Genomic DNA, 23,181 nt, shown 5'->3' with positions numbered 1-23,181 from the left:
TTAAGCTTCACTTATCGATAAGGAGAGTTGTTATGAGTCACGGTACAAAACAGAGATCCCCCCTCGGCGTTATTCCTCCCTATATTCTCAATCGCATTATTGAGCACGGCTCAGAGCCGCAGAAGAAGTGCGCGCGCCAGACGCTGGTTCACGTCAACACCCTGATGGCCGAGGCTTACGCCAAGCCCAAAGGGGTGAAAACCGCCAAGGGTGGTCAGGTCGAGCGGGATATTTATGATGCGCAAAACGGTACTCGCCTGCCCGGCAAGTCGGTGAGAAAAGAGGGCCAGCCGAGCAATGGCGATGTGGCGGTGGACGAAGCTTACGACTACCTCGGCGTCACCTATGATTTCTTCTGGCAGGCTTATCAGCGCAACTCGCTGGACAATAAAGGGCTGCCGCTGCTCGGCTCGGTGCATTACGACGAAGGCTATCAAAACGCTTTTTGGAACGGCCAGCAGATGGTATTTGGCGACGGCGACGGTGAGATTTTTAACCGTTTCACCATCGCCATCGACGTGGTCGGCCACGAGCTGTCGCACGGCGTAACCGAGAGCGAGGCCGGGCTGGTTTATAGCGGCCAGTCAGGCGCGCTGAATGAATCGCTGTCCGACGTGTTTGGCTCTCTGGTCAAGCAGTTCAGCAAGAAACAGACGGCGGATAAAGCCGACTGGCTGATCGGCGAAGGGCTGTTGGCTAATGGAATCAAGGGCAAAGGGTTACGCTCAATGGCCCATCCCGGCACCGCGTACAATGACCCGCTGCTCGGCAAAGACCCGCAGCCCGCCGACATGAAAGGCTATGTAAATACCCGCGACGACAACGGCGGCGTACATATTAACTCTGGCATTCCAAACCGCGCCTTCTATCTGGCAGCCACCAAGCTTGGCGGATTTGCGTGGGAGCGTGCGGGCTATGTCTGGTACGACACGGTGTGTGACAAAGCGCTGCCGCAGGATGCCGACTTTGCCACCTTTGCGAAGAAAACAATCGAACATGCTGAGAAGCGCTTTGACGCCGCCGTAGCTCAGGCGGTGAAAGAGGCGTGGGAGCAAGTTGGGGTTATCTGATGAAACCACTAGAAACGCTGGAAAGCAGCGCCGTCATCGAAATGTATCGCGAAGGCGGCATGGCGTTTATCCCTAAACTCAACGGTCCCCGCCGAGTCGCTATGGCGGGGATGAGTGAAGACAAACGCCAGCAGATTTGCCAATTAATCAACCAGTCGCTGCCTTACGCCGAGCCCCCGGAGCAGGCCGGGCGCGGCGATCAGCGCTATTATCGGCTGGAGATTTCTTACGCTACGGCCCAGCAGTCGGGCAGTCTGGTGCTGATTATTCCGGAAACCCAGACGCCCGCCGAGCTGATTGAGTTGTGGAAATCGGCCCAGCCCGAAGGCTAGTCGCTATAGGGCTGATAGCTGAAAAGCACGCGCTTTTTGGAAATCATCCCGTGGCCGTGTTCACAGAAATAATCCACCGCGCCGCAGGCTTTTAGCGTTTGCAGCGGCTGCTGGCAATCCGGGCACAGCGCCGTCTGCTGATAGTCGGTGTTACAGCTCTCACAGTGAAAGTGATTGCTCACCCAACTCATGGGTTGAGTGCAAACCGGGCAAATTGCTTCCATCTTCTCTCGCTCCCGTTAAATCACGCCCAAGGCGCGTAATAGATAAAGCCCCAGCGCGGTGGTGAAAAATGAACCCAGCGTGGTGACAGCAATAATGTTCGCAGCCAGCGTAGCATTTCCGCCCAGCGCGCGCGTCATAACATAGCTGCCCGCCGCCGTTGGCGTGCAGGAGAAGAGGAAAATTACCCCGAGCGCCGCGCCGCGAAAACCGAGCAACCAGCCGCCTAAAGTCATCAATGCCGGCACGAAAATCACCCGTGATGCCGAGGACCAAGCCGCCACGTTGGAGCTGCGGAACATGGTTCGCCAATCCAAACTGGCTCCGGCACAGAGCATCGCCAGTGGCAGCGCCATGCCTGAGATAAACTCGCCGGTTTTGCCAATGGTGTCTGGCATCGGCAGGTGGCTGTACTGGAAGGCCAGACCGAGCAGCAGGCCGATAATTAGTGGGTTAGTGACAATGCCGCGCAGAATTGGCCGCAGCCCGACGCGCTTGCCGGAGCCGCCCTGCAAACTGCGGGTTAAGGTGATGACTGAAAGCACGTTGAACAGAATCACCGTGACCGCCAGATACATCGACCCCAGCGCGATGCCGTCATTGCCGAAAGCCAGCGAGGCGTAGGCCAGCCCGGCAATGCCGGTGTTGGCGCGAAATCCGCCCTGCACAAAGATGCCCCGCTCGCGCGGATCTTTCACCAGCTTGATCGCCACCAACTCTAACAGCAGAAATGAAATGATGGTGCCGACTGCGCCATAGGCGGCCAGCGGCAGGTTAGAACCCGAGGTGTCGTGGCCCTGCGCCACGCTGAAGAACAGCAGGCAAGGCAGCGCGATATTGAAGACCAGACGACTGGCTTTCTCATTGAAGCTGTCGTCCATCAGTCCGGTACGACGCAGCCACATGCCGAGGATTAATATCAGTAAATTAGGAACCGTAACGCCAAACGCAAAACTCCAGGTTTCCCAAAACATCCGTTCCTTCCCTGCCGTCGAGGCCAAAAAAAACGAGGTACATTTTCATGTACCTCATCAGATTAAGATTTATTTTTCAGGTGCTGCAACAGGCGCTTACGCTTACGCTGCTGGTGCGGAGAAAGCGTGTTCTTTTTGCCTTCGTACGGGTTTTCGCCTTCTTTGAATTGAATACGAATTGGCGTACCCATGACTTTCAGTGAACGACGGAAGTAGTTCATCAGATAGCGTTTGTACGAATCAGCCAGATCCTTCACCTGATTGCCGTGGATAACCACGATTGGCGGGTTATAACCCCCGGCGTGCGCATATTTCAGCTTCACACGGCGACCATTCACCAGTGGTGGCTGATGGTCGTCGGCCGCCATCTGCATGATGCGCGTCAGTAAGGAAGTGCTTACACGGGTGGTCGCGCAGGTATAGGCTTCTGTTACGGATTCGAACAGGTTGCCTACGCCGCTGCCGTGCAGAGCAGAAATGAAGTGGATACGGGCGAAATCAACAAAGCCGAGACGCAGGTCTAGCTGGTCTTTCACCTGAGCACGGGCCTCTTCGCTCATGCCGTCCCATTTATTCACCACGATAACCAGTGAGCGCCCACTATTGAGGATAAAGCCTAACAGCGAGAGGTCTTGGTCGGAGATGCCTTCGCGGGCGTCAATAACCAGCATCACCACGTTGGCATCTTCAATCGCTTGCAGGGTCTTGATCACTGAGAACTTTTCAACGGTTTCAGTGATTTTACCGCGCTTACGCACACCGGCGGTGTCGATCAGAACGTATTCACGCTCATCACGGGTCATCGGAATGTAGATACTGTCGCGAGTGGTGCCCGGCATGTCGTAGACCACCACGCGCTCTTCGCCGAGAATACGGTTAGTCAGTGTGGACTTACCTACGTTCGGACGGCCGACGATAGCCAGCTTGATTGGCAGAGATTGCGGGTCGAAGTCATCTTCAACGTCGGCCGGGATCTCATCGTCGTCCTGACCGCCTTCCAATTCCGCCCAGTACGCGGCGTTGGCTTCTTCTTCAGTCAGCTCAACTTCTTCCGGCTTCTCGCCGACGAACGGCACTAACACGTGCTCGATAAGCTGAGTCACACCACGGCCATGAGAAGCGGCAATGGCATAGACGTCGCCAAGGCCCAGCGAGTAGAAATCGCCGGTGGCGGTATCTGGGTCCAGACCGTCAGTTTTGTTAGCAACCAAGAAGGTGGCTTTTTCACGGCTACGCAGATGCTGGGCAATGCCCTGATCGGCAGGCATCAGGCCCGCGCGCGCATCCACCATGAACAGCACGATGTCAGCTTCTTCAATGGCTAACAGAGACTGGCCTGCCATGCGGGTTTCAACGCCGTCTTCAGTCCCGTCGATACCGCCGGTATCAACGATGATGAATTCATTACCCTCAATTTCAGCACGACCGTACTTGCGGTCACGCGTTAGCCCCGGGAAATCCGCAACCAGCGCGTCACGCGTCTTGGTTAAACGGTTAAATAAGGTGGATTTACCCACATTCGGGCGCCCAACAAGCGCGACGACAGGTATCATTTTAAAGCCTCTGTTTTTATAAACTAAGTGCAAAACGCAAAGAGTTACAGCACGACGCAAAGCCGTAAAAACGCTATAAATCAAATCATTACATCGCAGGCTGTGAAATTCACCTGCGCATATTTTAGAATACGAAACGGCCCCTGAGATTTTCAGGAGCCGTTTTTAAGCCCGTTAGGGCCAGACGCTGCGAGCGACTATTGGCGACGTTTAGCGAGTGAAGGAGTAAACCTCACCGCCCTTCGCCTGCACGACCAGCTTGTCGCTTGCCACGATTGGCGCAGCCAAGAAGCCGGAGCTGTCAACTTTCTGCTGAGCCACGAAACGGCCATCAGTGGTGTTGATCCAGTGCAGGTAGCCTTCCGAGTCGCCGACCACAATATAACCATTATACAACACTGGCGCGGTCAGGTTACGGTGCAACAAATCACTTTGACGCCACAGGCTAACGCCGCCTTGGGTGTCGAGCGCCATCACGCGGTCATCTTGGTCAACCATGTAGATGTGACCCGCGTCGACGATGAAGTCATTGATCGAGCCAACGTCACGTTTCCACATGATTTGACCAGAACGCAGGTCCATCGCCACCAGATTGCCGTTGTAAGCCAGCGCGTAAACTACGCCGTCAACGATGATTGGCGTGGTGTCCACGTCGCTCAGGCGGTCGATTTCAGTCGCGCCGCTTGGCTGAGAAATACGTTGCTGCCAGATCAACTGACCTTCTTTCATCAGCACCGCGCTCACGCGTCCGTTGTCGCCACCAACAATGGCTGCACCGAAGGCAGTTGCAGGGGCTGACTCACCGCGCAGAGACAGAGTTGGCATATCGAGGTTGGCGGTCCATTGGATAGTACCGTCAGCCTCGCTCAAGCCTTGCAGCATGCCGTTGCCGGTATGGATGATCACCAGACCGTCGCTGACCACTGGGCGAGAAAGTGCTTCACCCGCCACTTTGGTCTGCCATGCAACAGTACCGTCCGCGCTGTTCAGTGCGTAAACGATCGCTTTTTCGCTGCCCACATAGATATGTGAGCCAGCAGCAGTCACGCCGCCAGACAGCAATGCAGGACGATTTTTGGAGAAGAAACCGGTTTTTTCCGACAGGTTCACTTTCCAGTTCTCTTTGCCGCTGTCAGCATCAAGAGATTTCACAATACCGAAACGATCGGCTGCGAAGATGGTGTTGTCCTGCCAAGCTGGACGCAGATGAGAGTAGAAATCGCCTACGCCATCACCCACCGACGTGCTCCACACTTTTGTTGGTGTGAACTGATTTTCAACTTTCGGCAACGGGGACATCTTAACGACGTCTTCTTCGCTGTTAAACAAAGAACAGCCACTCAACAGGGCAACGGAAACCCATCCTACCAAGAGTGTTTTACGCAATTGCATCGGGGTTCCCCTTAGCTGGATAAGTTGTTCAATTTCATACGCAACACGTTCTGAAGCGTCTGAGAAGGTTTAGAATCAAGGCCCTTGCTGAAGGCTTCACGCGCGCCCTTGGCATCGCCTTTCGCCAGCAAAACGTCACCGCGAACATCTTGTTGCAGTGCAATCCAGCCTTCACCCTTCACGCCGTCGAGCGTTTTGAGTGCGTCATCAAATTTCTTTTGCTGCGACTGAACGCGAGCCAAACGCAGGCTGACCAGAGAGAGCAAATTCTCTTCTTTAGCCTGAGATTGTGCGGCGACCAGCTGCTTCTCCGCGTTAGCGAAATCTTTCGCTTCCACGAAATGGTCAGCCAGCTGGAGTGAAGCGAACACACCATAGTTATTTTTATTGCTCTGCGCGAATTTCTCTAAATCTTCAACGCCCTGCGCTTTCTTATCCGTCACGGCCTGATTGGCCTGCTGGAAAGCCACAGAAGAGTCAGCCATGGCTGTGCTCTCGTGGGACTGCCAGTAACGCCAGCCACCCAGAGCGGCGATGCCGAGTACAACGCCAATCGCCAGCGCTTTACCGTTTTCTGCAAAGAAACGACGTACAGCGTCAACTTGTTCGTTTTCAGTGGTATAGACTTCCACGTGGTCCTTCTCCTTAACCTATCATCGAGGCCAAGCGCGCAGCGAGTTCGCTTTGCGCCAGCGTTTCTTGCTCACCGCTTTGCAGGTCTTTAACCACTACCTGACGGGCCGCGACTTCGTTTTCACCTAATACCAGAGCGACGCGCGCTCCCCATTTATCAGCGCGGGCAAATTGCTTTTTGAAATTACCGCCGCCGTAGTTAGTCATCACTCTCAATGCAGGAAGCTCATCACGCAGTGACTCGGCAACTTGCATTGCTGCGCCCTGAGTACCAGGACCGACAGAAATCACATAAGCATCTACTGTCGCAGGTGCTTTAAAATCTGGGTTAACAGCCTGAATCAACAAGATCAGACGCTCAAGCCCCATCGCAAAACCGACGGCTGGCGTTGCGCGACCACCCAGTTGCTCGACCAAACCATCATAACGGCCGCCCCCACACACAGTACCCTGTGAGCCAAGGCTAGTCGTTACCCATTCGAACACGGTGCGGTTGTAGTAATCCAAGCCGCGAACCAGACGCTGGTTAACCGTATATGGGATACCTGCTTGCTCTAAAAGTTCACACAAGCCAGCAAAGTGTTCTTTAGATTCCGCATCAAGATAATCCGCCAGCTCCGGCGCGTCATTCAACAACAGTTGAACGTCTGGGTTTTTCGAGTCCAAAACGCGCATCGGGTTGGTGTACATGCGACGTTTGCAATCTTCGTCCAGCTTCTCTTTATGCTGCTCAAGGAAAGCCACCAGCGCGTCACGGTAGTTAGCGCGAGCTTCCAGAGAACCGATAGAGTTCAGCTCCAGCGCGACGTGATCGGCGATACCCAGCGCACGCCACCAGCGGGCGGTCATCATGATCAGTTCTGCGTCAACGTCCGGGCCTTGCAGGCCAAAGACTTCAACACCCATCTGGAAGAATTGACGATAGCGGCCTTTTTGCGGACGCTCATAGCGGAACATCGGGCCGATGTACCACAGGCGTTGTTCTTGATTGTACAGCAGACCATGTTCAATACCGGCGCGCACGCAGCCAGCAGTCCCTTCCGGGCGCAAGGTCAGGCTTTCACCATTGCGGTCTTCGAAGGTATACATCTCTTTTTCGACCACGTCGGTAACTTCACCGATGGCGCGTTTGAATAACGGGGTCTGCTCTACAATCGGCATACGGATTTCGCTGTAACCGTAACTACCCAGCACCTGCTTAAGGATGCCTTCGACACGTTGCCACAGCGCGGTATCTTCCGGCAGGTAGTCGTTCATGCCACGGATGGCCTGGATATTCTTTGCCACGTCAATTCTCTATCGTTTTTATAAAAAATGAACCCGATAGTCGGGTTCAATATAATGCAGGCGCGGATGGGCGCCTGCAACCGATGTTACTTTTCAAGATGATTGATAACGATACGTTTACTCTCATCCATAATGGCGGCTTTCGCGCGGATCTTCGCTTCGAGCTGGTCGATCATTCGCTCGTTGTCGAAACGATCTTTCTGGCGCACGCCATCTTCATAGAAACCGCTTTTGTTATGACCGCCGGTCACGCCAATGGTCGATACCAGCGCTTCGCCCGGACCGTTAACCACGCAGCCAATGATCGACACGTCCATTGGCGTGATCAGATCTTCAAGGCGCTGTTCTAACGCATTCACGGTGCCAATGACGTCAAACTCCTGACGCGAGCAGGTCGGGCAGGCAATAAAGTTAATGCCGCGCGCACGAATGCGCAGTGACTTCAGGATGTCGAAGCCCACTTTAACTTCTTCCACCGGATCCGCCGCCAGAGAGATACGCAGCGTGTCGCCGATCCCTTCAGAAAGCAGCATACCCAAGCCGATCGCTGACTTAACCGATCCACTGCGCATGCCACCCGCCTCGGTGATCCCGAGGTGCAGAGGTTGATCAATGCGCGCGGCGAGTAAGCGATAAGACTGCACGGCAAGGAACACGTCGGAGGCTTTCACGCTGACTTTAAACTGGTCGAAGTTCAGGCGGTCAAGGATATCAACGTGGCGCATCGCAGACTCAAGCAGGGCTTCCGGCGTTGGTTCGCCGTACTTTTCCTGAATGTCTTTTTCGAGCGAGCCGCCGTTAACGCCGATACGGATCGGGATATTCTTGTCGCGCGCGCAATCCACTACCGAGCGAATGCGCGATTCGTTACCGATATTGCCCGGGTTGATGCGCAAGCAGTCAACGCCGTACTCGGCAACTTGCAGCGCGATACGGTAGTCAAAATGGATATCGGCGACCAGCGGGACGTTAACCTGCTGCTTGATGAGCTTGAATGCTTCGGCGGCGTCCATGGTAGGAACAGAAACACGGACGATATCAACGCCAACACGTTCAAGGGCTTTGATCTGTGCCACGGTTGCGGCGACATCGGTGGTACGGGTGTTGGTCATTGATTGCACAGCAATCGGCGCACCATCACCGATAGGCACCTTGCCGACGTAAATCCGGGTTGATTTCCGACGGGTGATGGGTGCTTGGTTATGCATTACTTACTCTCCACAGTTGCAAAGAATCTGAACAGCTGCCGATTATTCGGCAGCCAAAGTCAGACGAGCAACACGGCTGGACTTGATAAAACGACTTAAATCAACCGGCTTACCTTGATACTGAATTTCAACAGCAGCAGGTGCCCCGATTTTTAATTTGTAAGGCGCAGTACCTTTAACGCTCAAGGTTTCACCGCCCTTCTTCATGCCGCTGAACAAGGTCTTGCCAGAGGCATCGTCAATCTGCAACCAGCAGTCTGACTTAAAGGTCATGGCAACAGCGTCCGCATCTGCCGCAGGCGTTGTCGAATCGGCATTTGCCGTCGGCAGGCCGTTTTGTGCAACTGGCTGGCTTGGCGATACGGCAGCAGGAGCCTGCTCAGTATTGCTGGCTGACGCATTGGCTGCACTTGAAGTGTCTAATGGCACTGAATTAGCTGGCTGAGAAGACGCCGCGCCTGCTGTAGCATCAGCAGGAGCCGTGCCTTGCGTTGGCGTGGTTTCAACCGGGGCTGAATTTGGGTTGTCACCCGTGTTCAGTGCAATAGATTGCCCCTGGCCATTGTCCTGATTCAACTGAGCCGTTGACTGGTCAGCCATGGTGGCGATTTCTTGCTGCTGGGCTTGATGATTTTGCCACCACCATGCACCCGTCAAGCCAATCACCACGAACACCACGAGCCAAGTAAAGCCCATCAACCAGCCATCGCGCTTCTTGCGAGATTTGCCGAGTGCGAACCCTTGCATCGAGGCAACTTTCGGCACTTTGATTGGCGCTTGCTTGCCAATCATGCTTGAAAGCTCTTCTTCAGGAACGTGAACTAATTTAGCGTACGAGCGAATATAGCCACGCAGGAAAGTCGGCGCGAGGTCGGCCGGCGTGGTTTCTTCTTCAATTTGGCGAATAGTCGAGACTTTCAGGCATAGGCGTTCTGCAACGGCCTGATGACTAAGTCCCAGCTGTTCACGAGCTTGACGTAGGCGTTCGCCTGTCGTCATTGTGGCTTTATTTTCTTGAGAGGCTTCAGTATTCATTAGCTAAGAACTGCTGGTACTGTTGGGATTGTGGAAAACTTCGCGCCAGCTGCTTGCCGTAGCGTTGAACGCTAACCGGGTTGCTTGCTAACGCAGCGAAACGAATTTGTAACATGAGGCTTTCAGCACTGGCTGGCAGAACATGTTGGTAGACATCGAGCAACACTTGCGCTTGTGCGCGGTTCCCTGCAGCAAACTGTTTGGTTGCCTCAGTGAGCAAAGGCGCACCTTTATCAGGATCAATTTTCAATGCCCGACTCAGTAACACACGTGCTTCCTCATTCTGATTGGCCTTCAGAAAACAGTAGCCTGCGTTTTCCAGACTGTCAGCCACCTGACCGTAATCAGGGACATTGGCAGCGGCGCTAAACTGCTGTTGTGCCGGTACATACTGCCCTAAACCACACAAAAACGCACCGTAATTATTAAGCACGGTTCCATTTTGCGGGGCCAGCTTCAAAGCCTGCTGATAACGGCTTTCTGCTGCGCCATTATCGCCGTTTTTTTGCTCGTAAAGCGCCATGCCCAACTGGGTGCGATAATCGTTTGGCGCGCTATCGACGGCTTTTTGCAGATTCTGCTTCGCGCCGGACATATTGCCCTGAGACAAATAGGCCATGCCCAGCTGCAAACGGGTCTGCGAAGCACTGCCCGCTGCGGCCTGTTCTGACTCTTTTGGCGAACTGGAGCAGCTCGCCAACAGGCAGACAGTAAAGCTTAGCGCAATTGCCTTGGTCCATCTGGTTTTAATCGTCATGCTAAATCCCTTTATTCTGCCACCGACCACGTTTCATCTTGGCGAAGCCTATTGGCTCCAGCAGATGCTGTTCAGATTAAGCCCGGCGACGTTGCCGACCGGGCTCCAGAAAACACAACAAATGACTCGCCTTTACCCACAAGCTGCTGAATTTAAACGGCTTTAATCGCGATGGCGTCACCGGCCATCTTTTTCTTCAGCGTGCGCTTAGTACGGTCGATAACATCACCTGCTAACTGACCGCAAGCGGCGTCGATATCGTCACCACGGGTCTTACGCACAATGACGGTAAATCCGTAATCCATCAACACTTTAGAGAAGCGATCGATACGGCTGTTGGAGCTGCGGCCATACGGCGCGCCGGGGAACGGGTTCCATGGGATCAGGTTGATCTTGCACGGCGTGTTCTTCAGACGTTCAGCCAGTTCGTGCGCGTGCTCGGTGCCATCGTTGATATGGTCCAGCATCACGTACTCAATGGTCACGCGGCCTTGGTTAGCATTGGATTTGCCAATGTAACGCTCAACGGCGGCGAGGAAAGTGTCGATGTTGTACTTACGGTTGATCGGCACGATTTCATCGCGAATGGTGTCATTCGGCGCGTGCAGAGAGATGGCCAGCGCAACGTCAATCATGTCACCCAGCTTGTCCAGCGCAGGCACCACGCCTGAGGTTGACAGCGTAACGCGACGTTTTGACAGGCCGAAACCGAAGTCATCCAGCATGATTTCCATCGCTGGAACCACGTTGTTCAGGTTAAGCAGCGGCTCACCCATGCCCATCATCACCACGTTGGTGATTGGACGCGTACCGGCAACCTTGGCGGCACCGATGATTTTCGCCGCACGCCAGACTTGCCCGATAATTTCGGACACGCGCAGGTTACGGTTGAAGCCCTGCTGCGCCGTGGAGCAGAAAGTACACTCGAGGGCACAACCTACTTGCGAGGAGACGCAGAGCGTGGCGCGATCGCCATCAGGGATATAAACGGTTTCGACCAACTGCCCGCCAACCTGAATGGCCCATTTGATGGTGCCATCGGTGGAGCGTTGTTCGGAAGCCACTTCCGGTGCGCGAATTTCAGCAACGCGGGCCAGCTTCTCACGCAGCGCTTTGTTGATATCGGTCATCTGCTCGAAATCATCGCTGCAATAGTGGTACATCCACTTCATGACCTGATCAGCACGGAACGGTTTTTCGCCCATGTTGATGAAGAACTCGCGCATTTGCTTACGGTTAAGGTCAAGAAGGTTAATTTTGGCAGCGTCAGGCTTGACAGTATTCACTGCATCGGCTGGCTGTGGAGTCGGTTGTGCAGTCATATCAGACAAGTTTTGCTCAGGCGTGTTTGTTTCAAACATAATTCGAATTAGCCTCGTTGTTACACGTTATGGCGTCAGGGAAGTGCAGAGTCATTGAGTGGCGACCTGCAATGTAGTGTATTCCAAAGTCGCTTATTACTAAGCTCTGGACTTCAAAAATACTTGCGCCCCGAAGAGACTGACTCATTCGGGGCGCAACATTGTACAAATTTTAAGGCTGGGTTGCTATGTTTGCAGCGTCTCACCCACATATTTATTGTACATATGGGTGAACAGTGGCAAAAAAGTCCGGCCAGAAAATCTTAACGCGGGCAGATTTCGCTTTCGGTGAAGAAGTAAGCGATTTCGCGCTGCGCTGATTCAACTGCATCAGAACCGTGAACGGCGTTAGCAGTGAAGCTGTCAGCGAAGTCAGCACGCAGAGTACCAGCCAGTGCGTTGTCTGGGTTAGTTGCGCCCATGATGTCACGGTTACGCTGAACGGCGTTTTCACCTTCCAGAACCTGAACCATGATTGGACCAGAAGTCATGAACTCAACCAGACCGTCGAAGAAAGGACGACCTTTGTGTTCTGCGTAGAAGCCTTCAGCCTGCTCTTTAGTCAGTTTCAGCATTTTAGACGCGATGATGGTGAAACCAGCACGTTCGAAACGCGCGTAGATTGCGCCGATGTCGTTGTTAGCTACTGAGTTTGGCTTGATGATGGAAAAAGTACGTTCGATAGTCATGAAAAACCTCTGGCTGACTCTTATAGGTAGGGCCGGTTAATTTAATGTTATACCTGCCGTAAAATGGCGCCGATTATAGGGGGCGAAGTTACGCTTGCCTACCCGAATCACAACATTTCGTTAAAAAAAAGTGAGCTGAGACTACATCTGTAACCTAAAGCCCACTTTCATGATGATCACGCCTTGCCGGAAGACGGAATAATATTGCGCAGCCAACTGCCCCACTTGCGCTGATAGAAAGGCTGGGTATGGCTGATGAGATAGTGGCTAATGCCGCGCTCTTTCTCAGAAACAATGCAGAAATCAACCGGTTGGTCGTCTGGCGACGTCTCGCTCGCCACGTTGCCCGCCTCGCGAATTAGCGCGTCCACTTCGGCCTCGGTGCCATCCGCTTCAACGCCCACCAGCAGGTTCGGCAGCTCATCGACCGCTTTATCGTGAATCAGCGCCAAGAAGGCACGGCGTACCGGTTTTTTCTGGCTGAACAAGGTGGTCAGCGCGTCAATCATCGCCGAAGGATACTCTTCCGGCTGACCAATCATTATCTGGCTCTCTTTGTCCAACACCAGCTCGGCCGGTGCGGTCAAACCGCCGGTATTCAGCAGCAGCGTCACTTCACTTGGGGTGAATTCTTTGCCGTATTCTGACTTCGGATTGAGGAAAAGCTCCTCGCCCTGCGTCATTTCAAACAACACGCGTGCAGGAAGAGCCACAAAAGCCTGCTCGTCCGGGCTTTCACCCGCACTGGCGCGCTCGAGCACTTCAAGCGATGAGAACAGCGGGATGATTGACGTGCCATCCTGCTTTTCCCAATGCAGCAAGTTCAACTCGCTGCCCGCGTGGATAGCGACTTCACCCGCGCCCTCTTCTTCCTGACCCGCATCGCCCAGCACGTAGACGGTGGCTTCTAAAAGAGTCTGGTAAAACGCCGGGCGATAGGCCGCTTCTGTCACAGAAAGGCGCAACAAACGCTCAAGTTCATTCTCGCCATTATTGGCTGCGGCTGCCGCTGGCAGGTGATCGTGCGGGACACTCATGTTGTTTCACTCCGATAAAACGGGGCGCTTCTCAGCGCCCCGTTATGGTCTTTCTATCTTACCGATAAATTTATTTTGCTTTCGCCAACAGCAGGTTAGCGACGGTACGCACACCGATACCGGTCGCGCCAGCGGCCCACTGGTCAACAGCGCCTTTGCGGTAAGTGGCTGAACAGTCAATGTGCAACCAGCCTTTTTTGTAGTTCTTAACGAAGTGGGACAGGAAGCCCGCTGCGTTGCTGGCACCGGCAGTGTGTGACGGGCTGCCCATGTTGTTCAATTCCGCGAAGTTAGATGGCAAGTAAGAACGGTGGAACTCAGCCAGAGGCAGGCGCCAGAAGGGTTCGAACTCTTCTTTCGCGCTGTTTTGCAACTCAGCGGCCAGCTCGTCGTCGAAGCTGAACAGAGCGTGGTAATCGTTGCCCAGCGCGGTTTTGGCGGCACCGGTCAGGGTTGCTGCATCAATCAGCAACTCAGGGTTCTGCTCAGAAGCGTCGATCAGGCCATCAGCCAGTACCAGACGGCCTTCGGCGTCGGTGTTCATCACTTCAACCGTTTTGCCATTGCGGTAGCGAATGATATCGCCCAGCTTCATCGCGTTGCCGCCGACCATGTTGTCCGCGCAGCACAGGTAGAGCTTAACGCGCTTGTTGAGGCCATTGGCCGCAGCCAGTGCCAGAGCACCGGTCAGCGTCGCCGCGCCGCCCATGTCGGACTTCATCGAATCCATGCCCGCGCTTGGTTTCAGGCTGTAGCCGCCGGTATCAAAGGTGATGCCCTTACCGACCAGACAGGCATAAACAGGCTCATCGGCGTTGCCGCTTGGGTTGTAATCCAGCGCCAAGAATGCCGGTGCGCGGTCTGAAGCACGGCCCACGGTGTGGATACCGGCGTAATTTTGCTGGCGCAGGTCGTCGCCCTTGGTGATGCGATAGTGAACGTGGCCATTGCCGAATTCGCACATCAGGTCCACCGCGCGAGTTGCCAACTGCTCTGGCCCTAACTCTTCTGCTGGCAGGTTGATGGTGTCGCGAACCCAGTCGATAATTTTTAGACGTTGTTGCAGGGTTTGAGTGTCTTCAGCTGACAGTTCAGCCCACTCAACGTTGCGGCTGCCTTTTGGCCCGCGGAAGCCCTGCCAGAACGCCCAGCTGTTTTCCAGATCCCAGCCTTCACCGGCCAGCGCTACGTTTTTCACACCCTGACCGTCGATACGGCGAGCTGCGCGGGCGATGGTCACCAGCGGGTTGTCGGAGGTCAGATGAATAGTCATGCCTTCGGCATTAGTGCTTAATGTCGCTTTTTCGCCCCAGCGTGCGTCGGCAGGCTGAGAAGACAAGAAAATCGGCATGGATTCATTGGTGGTGACTTCGGAACTCATAACTGCACTCCTGCTTTTTTATTTTTCAATGAAAGTATTGTCTTCAATTACAGGCGTTTAGCCCTGACGTTCTCTAACATAATGTTGCTGTGTTCGGGTCACTTAAGACGAGAATACCGGCGGTAGCTCGCGTAAACGACTGACTGATTTCACAATCAGGTCGATAGCGTAATCTATCTCTTCCGCCGTGGTGTAACGTCCCAGAGAAAAACGCAGAGAACTGTGAGCCAGATCCTCGCTTAACCCCAGAGCGCGTAAAACATAAGATGGCTCGAGGCTTGCCGAAGTACAGGCAGAGCCAGAAGAGACGGCCAAATCTTTCAACGCCATAATCAGCGACTCGCCCTCAACGCCGCTAAAACTGACGTTAAGAATGTTCGGCGCGCTATGCTCAGGCGAGCCATTAATCTGCACGCCTTCTAATTGCTGGATACCTTGCCACAGACGGTCACGCAATGCATTCAGGCGCTGCGCTTCATTCGCCAGCTCCTCTTTAGCGATGCGGAAAGCTTCGCCCATGCCGACAATCTGATGCACCGGCAGAGTCCCGGAGCGCATACCGCGCTCATGCCCGCCGCCGTGGATCTGCGCTTCAATCCGGACTTTGGGTTTGCGGCGAACATACAGGCCACCGATGCCTTTCGGACCATAGATTTTATGCGCGGAGAAGGACATCAGATCGACTGCCAACTCACTGAGATCGACCGGCAGTTTGCCGACGCTTTGGGTAGCATCGACGTGGAAGATGATGTCACGGCTGCGGCAGAGTTCGCCAATTGCCGCGATATCCTGAATCACGCCTATCTCGTTGTTTACATGCATGATTGAAACCAAAATGGTGTCTTCACGCAGTGCGGATTCAATGGCCGCTGGGGTGATCACGCCTTGAGCATTGGGGGCCAGATAGGTGACATCAAAACCCTCTTTTTCCAGCTGCAAACAGGTGTCGAGCACCGCTTTGTGCTCGGTCTGGCTGGTAATGATGTGGTTGCCCTTGTCGCGATAGGCATGCGCTGCGCCTTTAATGGCGAGGTTATCGGACTCGGTTGCGCCGGAAGTGAACACCACTTCGCGCGGGTCGGCATTAATCAGCTCGGCAATCTGGTTGCGAGCGACATCGACAATCTCTTCCGCCTGCCAGCCAAAACGGTGGGAACGGGATGCTGGATTACCAAAAGTACCGTCAAAGGTCAGACATTTCATCATGGCCTCGGCTACCCGCGGGTCAACAGGCGTGGTGGCTGAATAATCCAGATAAATAGGTAATTTCATGGCGGGCATGCTCCGTACTGCACGTTCGAGAGCGAACGAGAGAGTTTAAAAACGAGGGCTAGTTTAAAACGGCTGCACTGAATCTTAAAAGGAAAATAGTGCCCTACTGGCATTCTCTAGAGGAATAAAAAAGGCTGCCCAATGGCAGCCCTTTCGCGATTTTCGACCTCAAGCCATTTAGTGCAGGGCTTAAGCTCTTAAATTCACATTAATCGTTTCAAGGATACGGCCTGAAGGCTGGCGACGCGTTTCGCCATTTTGACGATCCGCCACTTCCAGAATCTCTTGGTTGTTCACCAGTTCACCCAGCGTAATGTTGTTGAGGAAGCCGCTAATGCGCTCGCTCAGGTCACGCCACAAGGTGTGGGTCAGACAACGTTCGCCGTTCTGGCAGCCTTCTTTACCCTGACAACGGGTTGCGTCGACTGACTCGTCAACAGCCGTGATCACCGCACCTACTGCGATTTCACTGGCGTCTTTACCCAGCAGATAACCACCGCCCGGACCACGCACACTGGCAACCAGACCGTTTTTACGCAGACGCGAAAACAGCTGTTCCAGATAAGAAAGAGAGATGCCCTGGCGTTCGGAGATATCGGCTAAAGGAACCGGACCTTCCTGTGAATGCAGTGCTACATCAAGCATAGCGGTTACGGCATAACGGCCTTTGGATGTCAGTCTCATAGCATGGTTACCTGTTGAAGAATACGTTGGGGGTAGAACATGCAAACGAGTCTGCCATTCCCGAGTATTTCAGTCAACTATTTAACCTAGTAATTTACTCAAGTATTATTCCTTACGGGCAGCGCGTCTTTTTCGCCGCCCGCAAGAAAAAATCAATCCGTTGATTTATATACATTAAATTGAGTAAACCTTGCTAATTTCAGGCTTATTCCGCGTCTTTATGCTGCTTGTCGATCGAGGTCAAAATGCCGCGAAGGATGTTTAGCTCCTGAGATTCAGGGCGCGCGCGGGTAAATAATCGGCGCAATTTGCTCATTACTTGACCGGGATGAGACTGGCGAATAAACCCTGTTTGCAGCAAGGTTTGCTCCAAATGTTGGTAAAAACGCTCGAGGTCGTCGACCAAAGGATATGGCGTTTCTTCATATTCGACCTGAGGTTTGCCAGCCTCTTGCAGAGCAAGGTAAGCCACACGCACTTCATAAGCGATGATTTGTACCGCCATCGCCAAATTCAGCGAGCTGTATTCCGGGTTAGCAGGAATGCAGACGTGGTAGTTACATTTTTGCAGCTCTTCGTTGGTCAGGCCGACGCGCTCGCGGCCAAATACCAAGGCGACCGGGGCGGTTTCTGCGGTTTTGGCACTTTTCTCGCCGCACTCGCGCGGTTCGAGCATCGGCCAAGGCAGGGTACGCGATCGGGCGCTGGTCCCTACCACCAGACTACAACCCGCCAACGCTTCGTCGAGGGTGTCGACGATGGTGGCGTTACCAATGACATCACTGGCACCGGCAGCTAAAGAAATGGCTTGGGAATCCGGCTTAACTAACGGATTTACCAGATATAAATTCGATAAGCCCATGGTTTTCATGGCACGAGCGGTGGAACCCATATTGCCCGTGTGGGACGTTTCTACTAAAACGATGCGGATATTGTGCAGCATACAGACTCTAAGCGTAGCGGAAAATCACAGCAGCTTAACACAACGGTAGTCAATTTTCAGAACCCCTGCTATACTGCGCGCCGTTTCCCGTATTCCCGTTCTTTAACATCCTAGTTGGAAGATATCCATGCATCCGATGCTAACCATCGCCGTGCGCGCTGCGCGCAAGGCCGGTAACTTAATTGCCAAACATTATGAAACGCCTGATTCTGTCGAAACCACTCAGAAAGGCACTAACGATTTCGTTACCAACGTTGATCGCGATGCTGAGCATCTGATTATTGACGTTATTCGCAAGTCCTACCCAAAACACACCATTATTGGTGAAGAATGTGGCGAACTGGCTGGCGAAGACAAAGACGTACAATGGATTATCGACCCACTGGATGGCACAACCAACTTCGTTAAACGTCTCCCTCACTTTGCTGTTTCTATCGCCGTGCGCATCAAAGGCCGCACTGAAGTTGCGGTAGTTTACGACCCAATGCGTAACGAACTGTTCACCGCCACTCGCGGTCAGGGCGCACAGCTCAACGGTTATCGCCTGCGCGGCACCAATGCAAAAGATCTCGATGGCACCATTCTGGCCACCGGTTTCCCGTTCAAATCCAAACAACACGCCAACAGCTACATCAACGTGCTGGGCAAGCTGTTCAACGAGTGCGCTGACTTCCGCCGCACTGGTTCTGCTGCGCTGGACCTGGCTTACGTGGCAGCTGGCCGCGTTGACGGTTTCTTCGAAATCGGCCTGAAACCTTGGGATTTCGCCGGTGGCGAGCTGCTGGTTCGTGAAGCTGGCGGCGTGGTGACTGACTTCGTTGGCGGCCACAACCACTACCTGTCAGGCAACGTAGTTGCTGGCAACCCGCGCGTTGTTAAAGGTATTTTGAATACCATGCGTGAAGAACTGAGCGAAGCCCTGAAGCGTTAATTCCTTCCGCCTCGCCATGAAAAACGGACGCCCTGCGCGTCCGTTTTTTTATGTTTACTTTCCGCCGTTAGCCACGGCCAAATGGCCCGATACCGCCATCAGGCGCTGCGCCGCCCGCGGTGTAAAGCAGAACGCCGGCCAACAGCAAGATTAAGCCTCCCGCCAGTGCCAGCGCCGACCACGCCACAGTCTGCCACGCGGCAGGGGTGCGTTTGGCACTCAGCTTCACTGCCATCGCTCGGCTATAAAACACCAGCAAGCCAATCAACGAAACGGTAATCGACGTGCCGAGCGCCATCACCAGCGCGGATAGCACGCCCCACAAATAGACACCAATCACCTTGGAAAACAGCAGCACCATAATGGCCCCGGAGCAAGGTCGCAGCCCCATAGCCAGCACAATTGTCGCCTGAGTGCGCCAGTCGCTCCCCGCCTGCAGCTGCTGGTCAGTCGGCAGATGCTGATGCCCGCAGCCACAGTGCTCATCGTGGACGTGGTTATCAGCCAGCGGGCGCAGGCTGTTAATGGCCAACCCTCGGCGCGGTTTCAAGCTTTTCAACGTGAAGTAGCAACGCTTGAGCGCCCGCCAGCAAAGCAAAACGCCCAGCAGCATCACCAGAATAAAACTCCCCCGCTCCAGCCAGAAGCTGCTTTGATGCAGCTGCCTCGAGGAGAGCTGCAACACGCCGAGCATCAGTGTCACCAGTAAAACCGCCACTAAGCCCTGCACCACGGCGGAGGCGAAGGTCAGCTTTAAACTGTTTTTCAGCCGCGAGGGGTGAGTCGCCAGATAAGTGGTAATGACGATTTTGCCGTGGCCCGGCCCAATAGCGTGGACAACGCCGTAGATCAGGCTGAAGCCCATCAAAGTCAGCCCGGCTTTTTGCGGATTGGCTTTCACCTGCTGCAATAGCCCAGCCAGCTCCTGATGCAACTCTCGCTGCCAGATAATGCTGTTGAGCAGAATGCGCGGCCAGTATTGCCACAGGGCAGCCGCGCCGACGGCCAATAGCAGCAGGAATACCGCCAGCGGCCAGAGATCCCACGCCCAGTGGCGCTTGCGGTTTTCCATCAAATTCAATGACATTGCAGGGTCACCTTCTGCGCAAACTGCTGGCCCAAATCCATGTCTTCCGGCGGCGCGTCGGCTTTATCCAGTGATAGCGCGTAGCTTTGCAGCGACGCATCAGGCTTCGGGGTGAAAAGCGCCAGACTGCAGCTCTGCGCCAGCTCCGGCGGGATGTGCAGCGCGGTTTTATCTTTATAGGTCATGTCGACAAAGTAGCTTGGATCGAAAGTGGAGAAGATCATCGGCGCGCCGGACAGCGGCTGCGGGGCCGCCAAAGGCATGACAAACTCCAGCACCGCCTGATCGCCTTTGCGCGACAGCTGATATTCGCTCGGCAAATCGAGATATTTAATTGGCTTGCCGTCGCGGTAGAAGTCGGTGAAGTAGTGCTGGCTCAGCACTCGCGCCATGACTTCGGCGGCCAGTTTCTTCCACACGGTAGAATCCGATTTGGCTTTCTGCGCGTCATAAAGCAGGTCCGCCGAGGTGATTTCATCCATCGTCCAGACCATTTTCAGACCGGTCAGCTGCTGATCCTTGGTCACCAGCGTGGTTTGCATATCAATAAAACTGTGCGGATGCGCCTGAGCTGCCAGCGGCAGTAACAGACTGCTCGCCAATAAGCTTAATTTCAGGCAGGAAGAACGCCGGTTCCTGGCGCGAATAAAGGTCTTTTCCATGGTTAAGGCCCGTAAAGTCAGTGAATACCTGCTGTTAATTGTTACAAAGTAACAGTTTTTGCTGGTGCAATTAAGCGGATGAGAAAAATAACTGTGATCAGAGTTGTAAGCCGGTGTAAAACCGTGAGCTTCGCCGCGTCGCTCAACCCGTGGTTTGCTATGCTTTGCATATAATTTCACGCGTAAGTATATAGAAGGTCTTATGAGCCTAGACACAGCCCCCGTGCCTGAGCTCTCCGGTCAACAACGACGCTGCCATGTTTTGTTGATGCTGTATGCGCCGTTACCGGCAATGCAACTGGAGACGATCAGCCAAATAAATGGCACTGACCTCCCCACTACTCGGCAGGATCTTGCCGATGTTCACCGCGATATCAACCGCCTGCATCGTTTGAATATTCTGGAGTTTGGCGAGTCTGCATGCCAGTTACAAGGCGAACTGCTTGACCTGCGTCTGTGTCTGTTTCACGGCCTGCGCCGCGCCCTGCGCACCTCTCCGGCCTTTATTAATCAGCACTTCTCGCCGTGGCTACAACAGGCACTGGCGCCCTATCGCTTCGCCGACAGCCATTTTTACGAGCACGAACTGAATCGGCTGATAAGCCAGTGCGCCGCCCAGCTTAGCCGGGAGTTCAGCGAGCGCGACCAGACTTTTTTGCGCGTCTATTTGCAGTATTGCCTGTGGCAGAACCTGTCTCAAGGGGATAACAGCTTCGAACCGGCCAAACTGACTGATTTACAGTGCCAGTGGCTGCGCGAAAAACCGGAGTTTACCGCCGCCAGTCGCCTGTTCACTCAGCTACAGCACATCAGCGGCGGGCAGCTAGCCGAGGGCGAACGCGACTTTTTCACCCTGCTGCTGAGACTACTGAAAAACCATCAGTACAGCAGTAGCGGCTCGTCGGAAGATGAGCAGCTCACTCAGCAAGTGGCGCGATTAATTGCAAATTTTCAAGAAGTTGCCGGGATGAAGTTCAGCAGCGATGAAGGGTTAACTCGCCAACTGTTTGCCCATCTCGGCCCGGCGATTGAACGCTGCCATTTTGCGATTGGTATCGACAATCTGCTGCAAGATGAAGTCACCCGCATGTACCCAAGACTGGTGCGCACCACCCGCGAGGCGTTGGAGGATTTCCAGCTTGAGTACCAAATTCGACTTTCGGAAGAAGAAGTGGGATTAGTCGCCGTGACCTTCGGCGCGTGGCTGATGCAGGGTAACGCCTTGCACGAGAAGCAGATTTTGCTGCTGACCGACGACAACCCGCAGCTTGAAGAGGCGGTGGAGCAGCAGATCCGCGAGGCGACCCTGCTGCCACTCAATATTCAATATCAGACGCTGGCGGAGTTCCAGCAGCTCGGCGCACCGGCCGGTGTCGCCATGATTGTCACGCCCTACGCCACCCAAATCACCGACGCTGACCCCTTGGTCATTCATACCCAACTGCCGCTAGCCAAAGAGCAGCGAAAACGCATTCGCTCGCTGCTCGAAGCCCATTAATCCGCCGCGACTGGCGTCACTTTTGGCCGCAAGAAAATGGCCGGTGCCGCCACCAGCGCCATCACGAAGAATAACCCGGCGTGCAGATGTTCAAACAAGAAGCCGGAAATCATGGTCATCACCGCCACGCCGCCGCCCATGGCTAAAGCCGAATACACCGATTGCAGGCGAATCACCTGATCCCGAGGGCGCGAGGCAATAAAGCGCATACCCGCCAGATGGCACACCGTGAAGGTGCCGCAGTGTAGGATTTGAATCAGGATAAGCCAAGGCAGCTCGATGAATGCCCCCATCAATGCCCAGCGCACCACGCCACAGCAGGCGGAGAGCAACAGCAGATCGCGCGCGCTCCAGCGGCGGAACAGCTTATTGCTGAAGGTGAACACCAGCACTTCCGCCACCACGCCCAACGACCACAGATAGCCAACCACTGAGGCGGAGTAGCCTTGGTCCTGCCAGTAAATCGCGCTGAAACCGTAATAAGCCGCGTGCGCGCCTTGCAGCAGGGAGACGCAGAGCAAGAAGCGCCAGACCGGCGTTTCACTCAGCAAGGCTTTCCACGAAATGGCCGGTTCGTTATTTTCACGTTTGGCTCCCACCGGCTTGACGCTCGGGCGGAACAGCATGCCCAGCAGCATGGCGGCGATGCCGACGGTCAGCGTGTAGAGAATGGCGTTATGGCCATAGACTGACACCAGCTTGCCGGTCAGCGCCGAGCCAATCACAAAGGCGATTGAACCCCAGACGCGGACTTTGCCGTAATCCATGGTGATTTGGCGCTGGAGGGTGCCGGAAAGTGCGTCGGTCAGTGGCACCAGCGGGCCAAAGAAGATGCTGAATCCGGCAATGTTAATCATCAACCACGCCCAGCCGTTGCCAAACCAGTAGCCCACCACGAAGGCCAAGGTCAGCAATGCCAAAATTCGCAGGCCGGTCACTAAGTGTGCGGGATCTTTAATGGCGGGAGAGATGATTAAGGTACCGAGGAAACGCGAAACTAAGCCAGCCCCCAGCAATAAACCGATATTTTCAGAAGAGATACCCTCGCCTTTTAACCAAACCCCAAAGAAAGGCAGAAAAATTCCGTAGCTGAAAAAGTAGGTGAAATAGCTAAGTCCCAGCCAATACGTTGAACGCAGTACCATAGTTCCTCCGGTTTTTATGGCCGATACT

At 54.3% G+C, this 23,181-nt stretch carries 23 protein-coding genes; 4 read left to right on the top strand and 19 right to left on the bottom strand.

Annotation, left to right across the window (positions count from 1 at the left end):
* Positions 1–32 precede the first annotated feature (32 nt).
* Positions 33–1,070 carry a M4 family metallopeptidase gene (locus tag GEAM_RS03285; RefSeq protein WP_034788209.1) on the top strand — a complete coding sequence of 346 codons (1,038 nt, stop codon included), beginning with the start codon at positions 33–35 and terminating at the stop codon, positions 1,068–1,070.
* Entirely contained in the window at positions 1,070–1,402 is a 333-nt protein-coding gene (locus tag GEAM_RS03280; RefSeq protein WP_034788205.1) for a protealysin inhibitor emfourin, read from the top strand. Before GEAM_RS03285 ends, GEAM_RS03280 begins: the two co-directional genes overlap by 1 nt.
* Here the strand turns inward: GEAM_RS03280 and GEAM_RS03275 are convergent.
* From GEAM_RS03275 to trmJ, 16 genes are all read right to left on the bottom strand, one after another.
* Positions 1,399–1,626 carry a zinc ribbon domain-containing protein gene (locus GEAM_RS03275; protein ID WP_034788202.1) on the bottom strand — a complete coding sequence of 76 codons (228 nt, stop codon included), beginning with the start codon at positions 1,624–1,626 and terminating at the stop codon, positions 1,399–1,401. The two genes, GEAM_RS03280 and GEAM_RS03275, sit on opposite strands and share 4 nt — an antisense overlap.
* 15 nt (positions 1,627–1,641) lie before the next feature.
* Entirely contained in the window at positions 1,642–2,598 is a 957-nt protein-coding gene (locus GEAM_RS03270; protein WP_034788199.1) for an AEC family transporter, read from the bottom strand.
* A gap of 62 nt (positions 2,599–2,660) precedes the next feature.
* Positions 2,661–4,151: a ribosome biogenesis GTPase Der gene (der, locus tag GEAM_RS03265; protein WP_034788196.1), complete on the bottom strand. Its 1,491-nt coding sequence runs from the start codon at positions 4,149–4,151 to the stop codon at positions 2,661–2,663.
* A gap of 210 nt (positions 4,152–4,361) precedes the next feature.
* Complete coding sequence (gene bamB, locus GEAM_RS03260) at positions 4,362–5,543, bottom strand: outer membrane protein assembly factor BamB (RefSeq protein ID WP_034788193.1); 1,182 nt, start codon at positions 5,541–5,543, stop codon at positions 4,362–4,364.
* A gap of 11 nt (positions 5,544–5,554) precedes the next feature.
* Positions 5,555–6,175 (bottom strand): YfgM family protein, encoded by a 621-nt coding sequence (locus tag GEAM_RS03255; protein WP_034788188.1) that lies wholly within the window; start codon positions 6,173–6,175, stop codon positions 5,555–5,557.
* A 13-nt stretch (positions 6,176–6,188) separates the two neighbouring features.
* Positions 6,189–7,463, bottom strand: a complete 1,275-nt coding sequence (hisS, locus tag GEAM_RS03250; RefSeq protein ID WP_034788184.1) for a histidine--tRNA ligase — start codon at positions 7,461–7,463, stop codon at positions 6,189–6,191.
* An 86-nt stretch (positions 7,464–7,549) separates the two neighbouring features.
* A complete protein-coding gene (ispG, locus tag GEAM_RS03245) occupies positions 7,550–8,671 on the bottom strand; it encodes a flavodoxin-dependent (E)-4-hydroxy-3-methylbut-2-enyl-diphosphate synthase (protein WP_034788180.1) in 1,122 nt (373 codons plus the stop codon).
* A gap of 42 nt (positions 8,672–8,713) precedes the next feature.
* Positions 8,714–9,706: a cytoskeleton protein RodZ gene (gene rodZ / locus GEAM_RS03240; RefSeq protein ID WP_034788177.1), complete on the bottom strand. Its 993-nt coding sequence runs from the start codon at positions 9,704–9,706 to the stop codon at positions 8,714–8,716.
* The gene (pilW, locus tag GEAM_RS03235; protein ID WP_051899395.1) at positions 9,696–10,463 is read right to left on the bottom strand and encodes a type IV pilus biogenesis/stability protein PilW; all 768 of its coding nucleotides are present in this window, start codon (positions 10,461–10,463) and stop codon (positions 9,696–9,698) included. The genes rodZ and pilW overlap by 11 nt, the downstream gene beginning before the upstream one ends.
* Before the next feature lie 152 nt (positions 10,464–10,615).
* Positions 10,616–11,785 (bottom strand): dual-specificity RNA methyltransferase RlmN, encoded by a 1,170-nt coding sequence (rlmN, locus tag GEAM_RS03230; protein ID WP_100937954.1) that lies wholly within the window; start codon positions 11,783–11,785, stop codon positions 10,616–10,618.
* Between the two features lie 302 nt (positions 11,786–12,087).
* The gene (gene ndk / locus GEAM_RS03225; RefSeq protein ID WP_013574367.1) at positions 12,088–12,513 is read right to left on the bottom strand and encodes a nucleoside-diphosphate kinase; all 426 of its coding nucleotides are present in this window, start codon (positions 12,511–12,513) and stop codon (positions 12,088–12,090) included.
* Between the two features lie 176 nt (positions 12,514–12,689).
* A complete protein-coding gene (gene sseB / locus GEAM_RS03220) occupies positions 12,690–13,550 on the bottom strand; it encodes an enhanced serine sensitivity protein SseB (RefSeq protein WP_034788168.1) in 861 nt (286 codons plus the stop codon).
* Between the two features lie 70 nt (positions 13,551–13,620).
* Positions 13,621–14,931: an aminopeptidase PepB gene (gene pepB, locus GEAM_RS03215; protein ID WP_034788165.1), complete on the bottom strand. Its 1,311-nt coding sequence runs from the start codon at positions 14,929–14,931 to the stop codon at positions 13,621–13,623.
* Positions 14,932–15,033: 102 nt separating this feature from the next.
* A complete protein-coding gene (locus GEAM_RS03210) occupies positions 15,034–16,203 on the bottom strand; it encodes an IscS subfamily cysteine desulfurase (RefSeq protein ID WP_034788162.1) in 1,170 nt (389 codons plus the stop codon).
* A gap of 189 nt (positions 16,204–16,392) precedes the next feature.
* The gene (gene iscR, locus GEAM_RS03205; protein WP_034788155.1) at positions 16,393–16,887 is read right to left on the bottom strand and encodes a Fe-S cluster assembly transcriptional regulator IscR; all 495 of its coding nucleotides are present in this window, start codon (positions 16,885–16,887) and stop codon (positions 16,393–16,395) included.
* A 205-nt stretch (positions 16,888–17,092) separates the two neighbouring features.
* Positions 17,093–17,830: a tRNA (cytosine(32)/uridine(32)-2'-O)-methyltransferase TrmJ gene (gene trmJ, locus GEAM_RS03200; RefSeq protein ID WP_034788150.1), complete on the bottom strand. Its 738-nt coding sequence runs from the start codon at positions 17,828–17,830 to the stop codon at positions 17,093–17,095.
* Positions 17,831–17,957: 127 nt separating this feature from the next.
* On the opposite strand from trmJ, the gene suhB reads away from it, so the two are divergent.
* A complete protein-coding gene (suhB, locus tag GEAM_RS03195) occupies positions 17,958–18,761 on the top strand; it encodes an inositol-1-monophosphatase (RefSeq protein ID WP_034788147.1) in 804 nt (267 codons plus the stop codon).
* 67 nt (positions 18,762–18,828) lie between these two features.
* Here the strand turns inward: suhB and GEAM_RS03190 are convergent, their stop codons facing one another.
* Both GEAM_RS03190 and GEAM_RS03185 read right to left on the bottom strand, forming a co-directional pair.
* Positions 18,829–19,848, bottom strand: a complete 1,020-nt coding sequence (locus GEAM_RS03190) for a nickel/cobalt transporter (RefSeq protein ID WP_034788144.1) — start codon at positions 19,846–19,848, stop codon at positions 18,829–18,831.
* Entirely contained in the window at positions 19,839–20,390 is a 552-nt protein-coding gene (locus GEAM_RS03185; protein ID WP_419471223.1) for a DUF1007 family protein, read from the bottom strand. Before GEAM_RS03185 ends, GEAM_RS03190 begins: the two co-directional genes overlap by 10 nt.
* 322 nt (positions 20,391–20,712) lie before the next feature.
* On the opposite strand from GEAM_RS03185, the gene csiE reads away from it, so the two are divergent.
* On the top strand, positions 20,713–22,008 hold the full coding sequence (gene csiE / locus GEAM_RS03180; protein WP_034788137.1) for a stationary phase inducible protein CsiE: 1,296 nt from the start codon (positions 20,713–20,715) through the stop codon (positions 22,006–22,008).
* Here csiE and GEAM_RS03175 read toward each other — a convergent pair.
* A complete protein-coding gene (locus tag GEAM_RS03175) occupies positions 22,005–23,153 on the bottom strand; it encodes a 3-phenylpropionate MFS transporter (RefSeq protein WP_034788133.1) in 1,149 nt (382 codons plus the stop codon). The genes csiE and GEAM_RS03175 overlap by 4 nt on opposite strands.
* Positions 23,154–23,181: the final 28 nt, after the last annotated feature.

It is taken from the genome of Ewingella americana ATCC 33852, from assembly GCF_000735345.1.
GTDB classification, from domain to species: domain Bacteria; phylum Pseudomonadota; class Gammaproteobacteria; order Enterobacterales; family Enterobacteriaceae; genus Ewingella; species Ewingella americana.
Note: the sequence above shows the minus strand (reverse complement) of the source record. Positions and strands in the feature narration are given on the sequence as shown.

Bases quoted from the DNA above. Each gene is read 5' to 3' on its own strand.
- rodZ (WP_034788177.1), bottom strand. From the start codon at position 9,706: ATGAATACTGAAGCCTCTCAAGAAAATAAAGCCACAATGACGACAGGC.
- GEAM_RS03275 (WP_034788202.1), bottom strand. From the start codon at position 1,626: ATGGAAGCAATTTGCCCGGTTTGCACTCAACCCATGAGTTGGGTGAGC.
- GEAM_RS03175 (WP_034788133.1), bottom strand. From the start codon at position 23,153: ATGGTACTGCGTTCAACGTATTGGCTGGGACTTAGCTATTTCACCTAC.
- sseB (WP_034788168.1), bottom strand. From the start codon at position 13,550: ATGAGTGTCCCGCACGATCACCTGCCAGCGGCAGCCGCAGCCAATAAT.
- GEAM_RS03285 (WP_034788209.1), top strand. From the start codon at position 33: ATGAGTCACGGTACAAAACAGAGATCCCCCCTCGGCGTTATTCCTCCC.
- GEAM_RS03190 (WP_034788144.1), bottom strand. From the start codon at position 19,848: ATGTCATTGAATTTGATGGAAAACCGCAAGCGCCACTGGGCGTGGGAT.
- bamB (WP_034788193.1), bottom strand. From the start codon at position 5,543: ATGCAATTGCGTAAAACACTCTTGGTAGGATGGGTTTCCGTTGCCCTG.
- suhB (WP_034788147.1), top strand. From the start codon at position 17,958: ATGCATCCGATGCTAACCATCGCCGTGCGCGCTGCGCGCAAGGCCGGT.
- GEAM_RS03280 (WP_034788205.1), top strand. From the start codon at position 1,070: ATGAAACCACTAGAAACGCTGGAAAGCAGCGCCGTCATCGAAATGTAT.
- GEAM_RS03270 (WP_034788199.1), bottom strand. From the start codon at position 2,598: ATGTTTTGGGAAACCTGGAGTTTTGCGTTTGGCGTTACGGTTCCTAAT.
- ndk (WP_013574367.1), bottom strand. From the start codon at position 12,513: ATGACTATCGAACGTACTTTTTCCATCATCAAGCCAAACTCAGTAGCT.
- trmJ (WP_034788150.1), bottom strand. From the start codon at position 17,830: ATGCTGCACAATATCCGCATCGTTTTAGTAGAAACGTCCCACACGGGC.
- csiE (WP_034788137.1), top strand. From the start codon at position 20,713: ATGAGCCTAGACACAGCCCCCGTGCCTGAGCTCTCCGGTCAACAACGA.
- rlmN (WP_100937954.1), bottom strand. From the start codon at position 11,785: ATGACTGCACAACCGACTCCACAGCCAGCCGATGCAGTGAATACTGTC.
- GEAM_RS03185 (WP_419471223.1), bottom strand. From the start codon at position 20,390: ATGCAAACCACGCTGGTGACCAAGGATCAGCAGCTGACCGGTCTGAAA.
- ispG (WP_034788180.1), bottom strand. From the start codon at position 8,671: ATGCATAACCAAGCACCCATCACCCGTCGGAAATCAACCCGGATTTAC.
- der (WP_034788196.1), bottom strand. From the start codon at position 4,151: ATGATACCTGTCGTCGCGCTTGTTGGGCGCCCGAATGTGGGTAAATCC.
- iscR (WP_034788155.1), bottom strand. From the start codon at position 16,887: ATGAGACTGACATCCAAAGGCCGTTATGCCGTAACCGCTATGCTTGAT.
- pilW (WP_051899395.1), bottom strand. From the start codon at position 10,463: ATGACGATTAAAACCAGATGGACCAAGGCAATTGCGCTAAGCTTTACT.
- pepB (WP_034788165.1), bottom strand. From the start codon at position 14,931: ATGAGTTCCGAAGTCACCACCAATGAATCCATGCCGATTTTCTTGTCT.
- GEAM_RS03210 (WP_034788162.1), bottom strand. From the start codon at position 16,203: ATGAAATTACCTATTTATCTGGATTATTCAGCCACCACGCCTGTTGAC.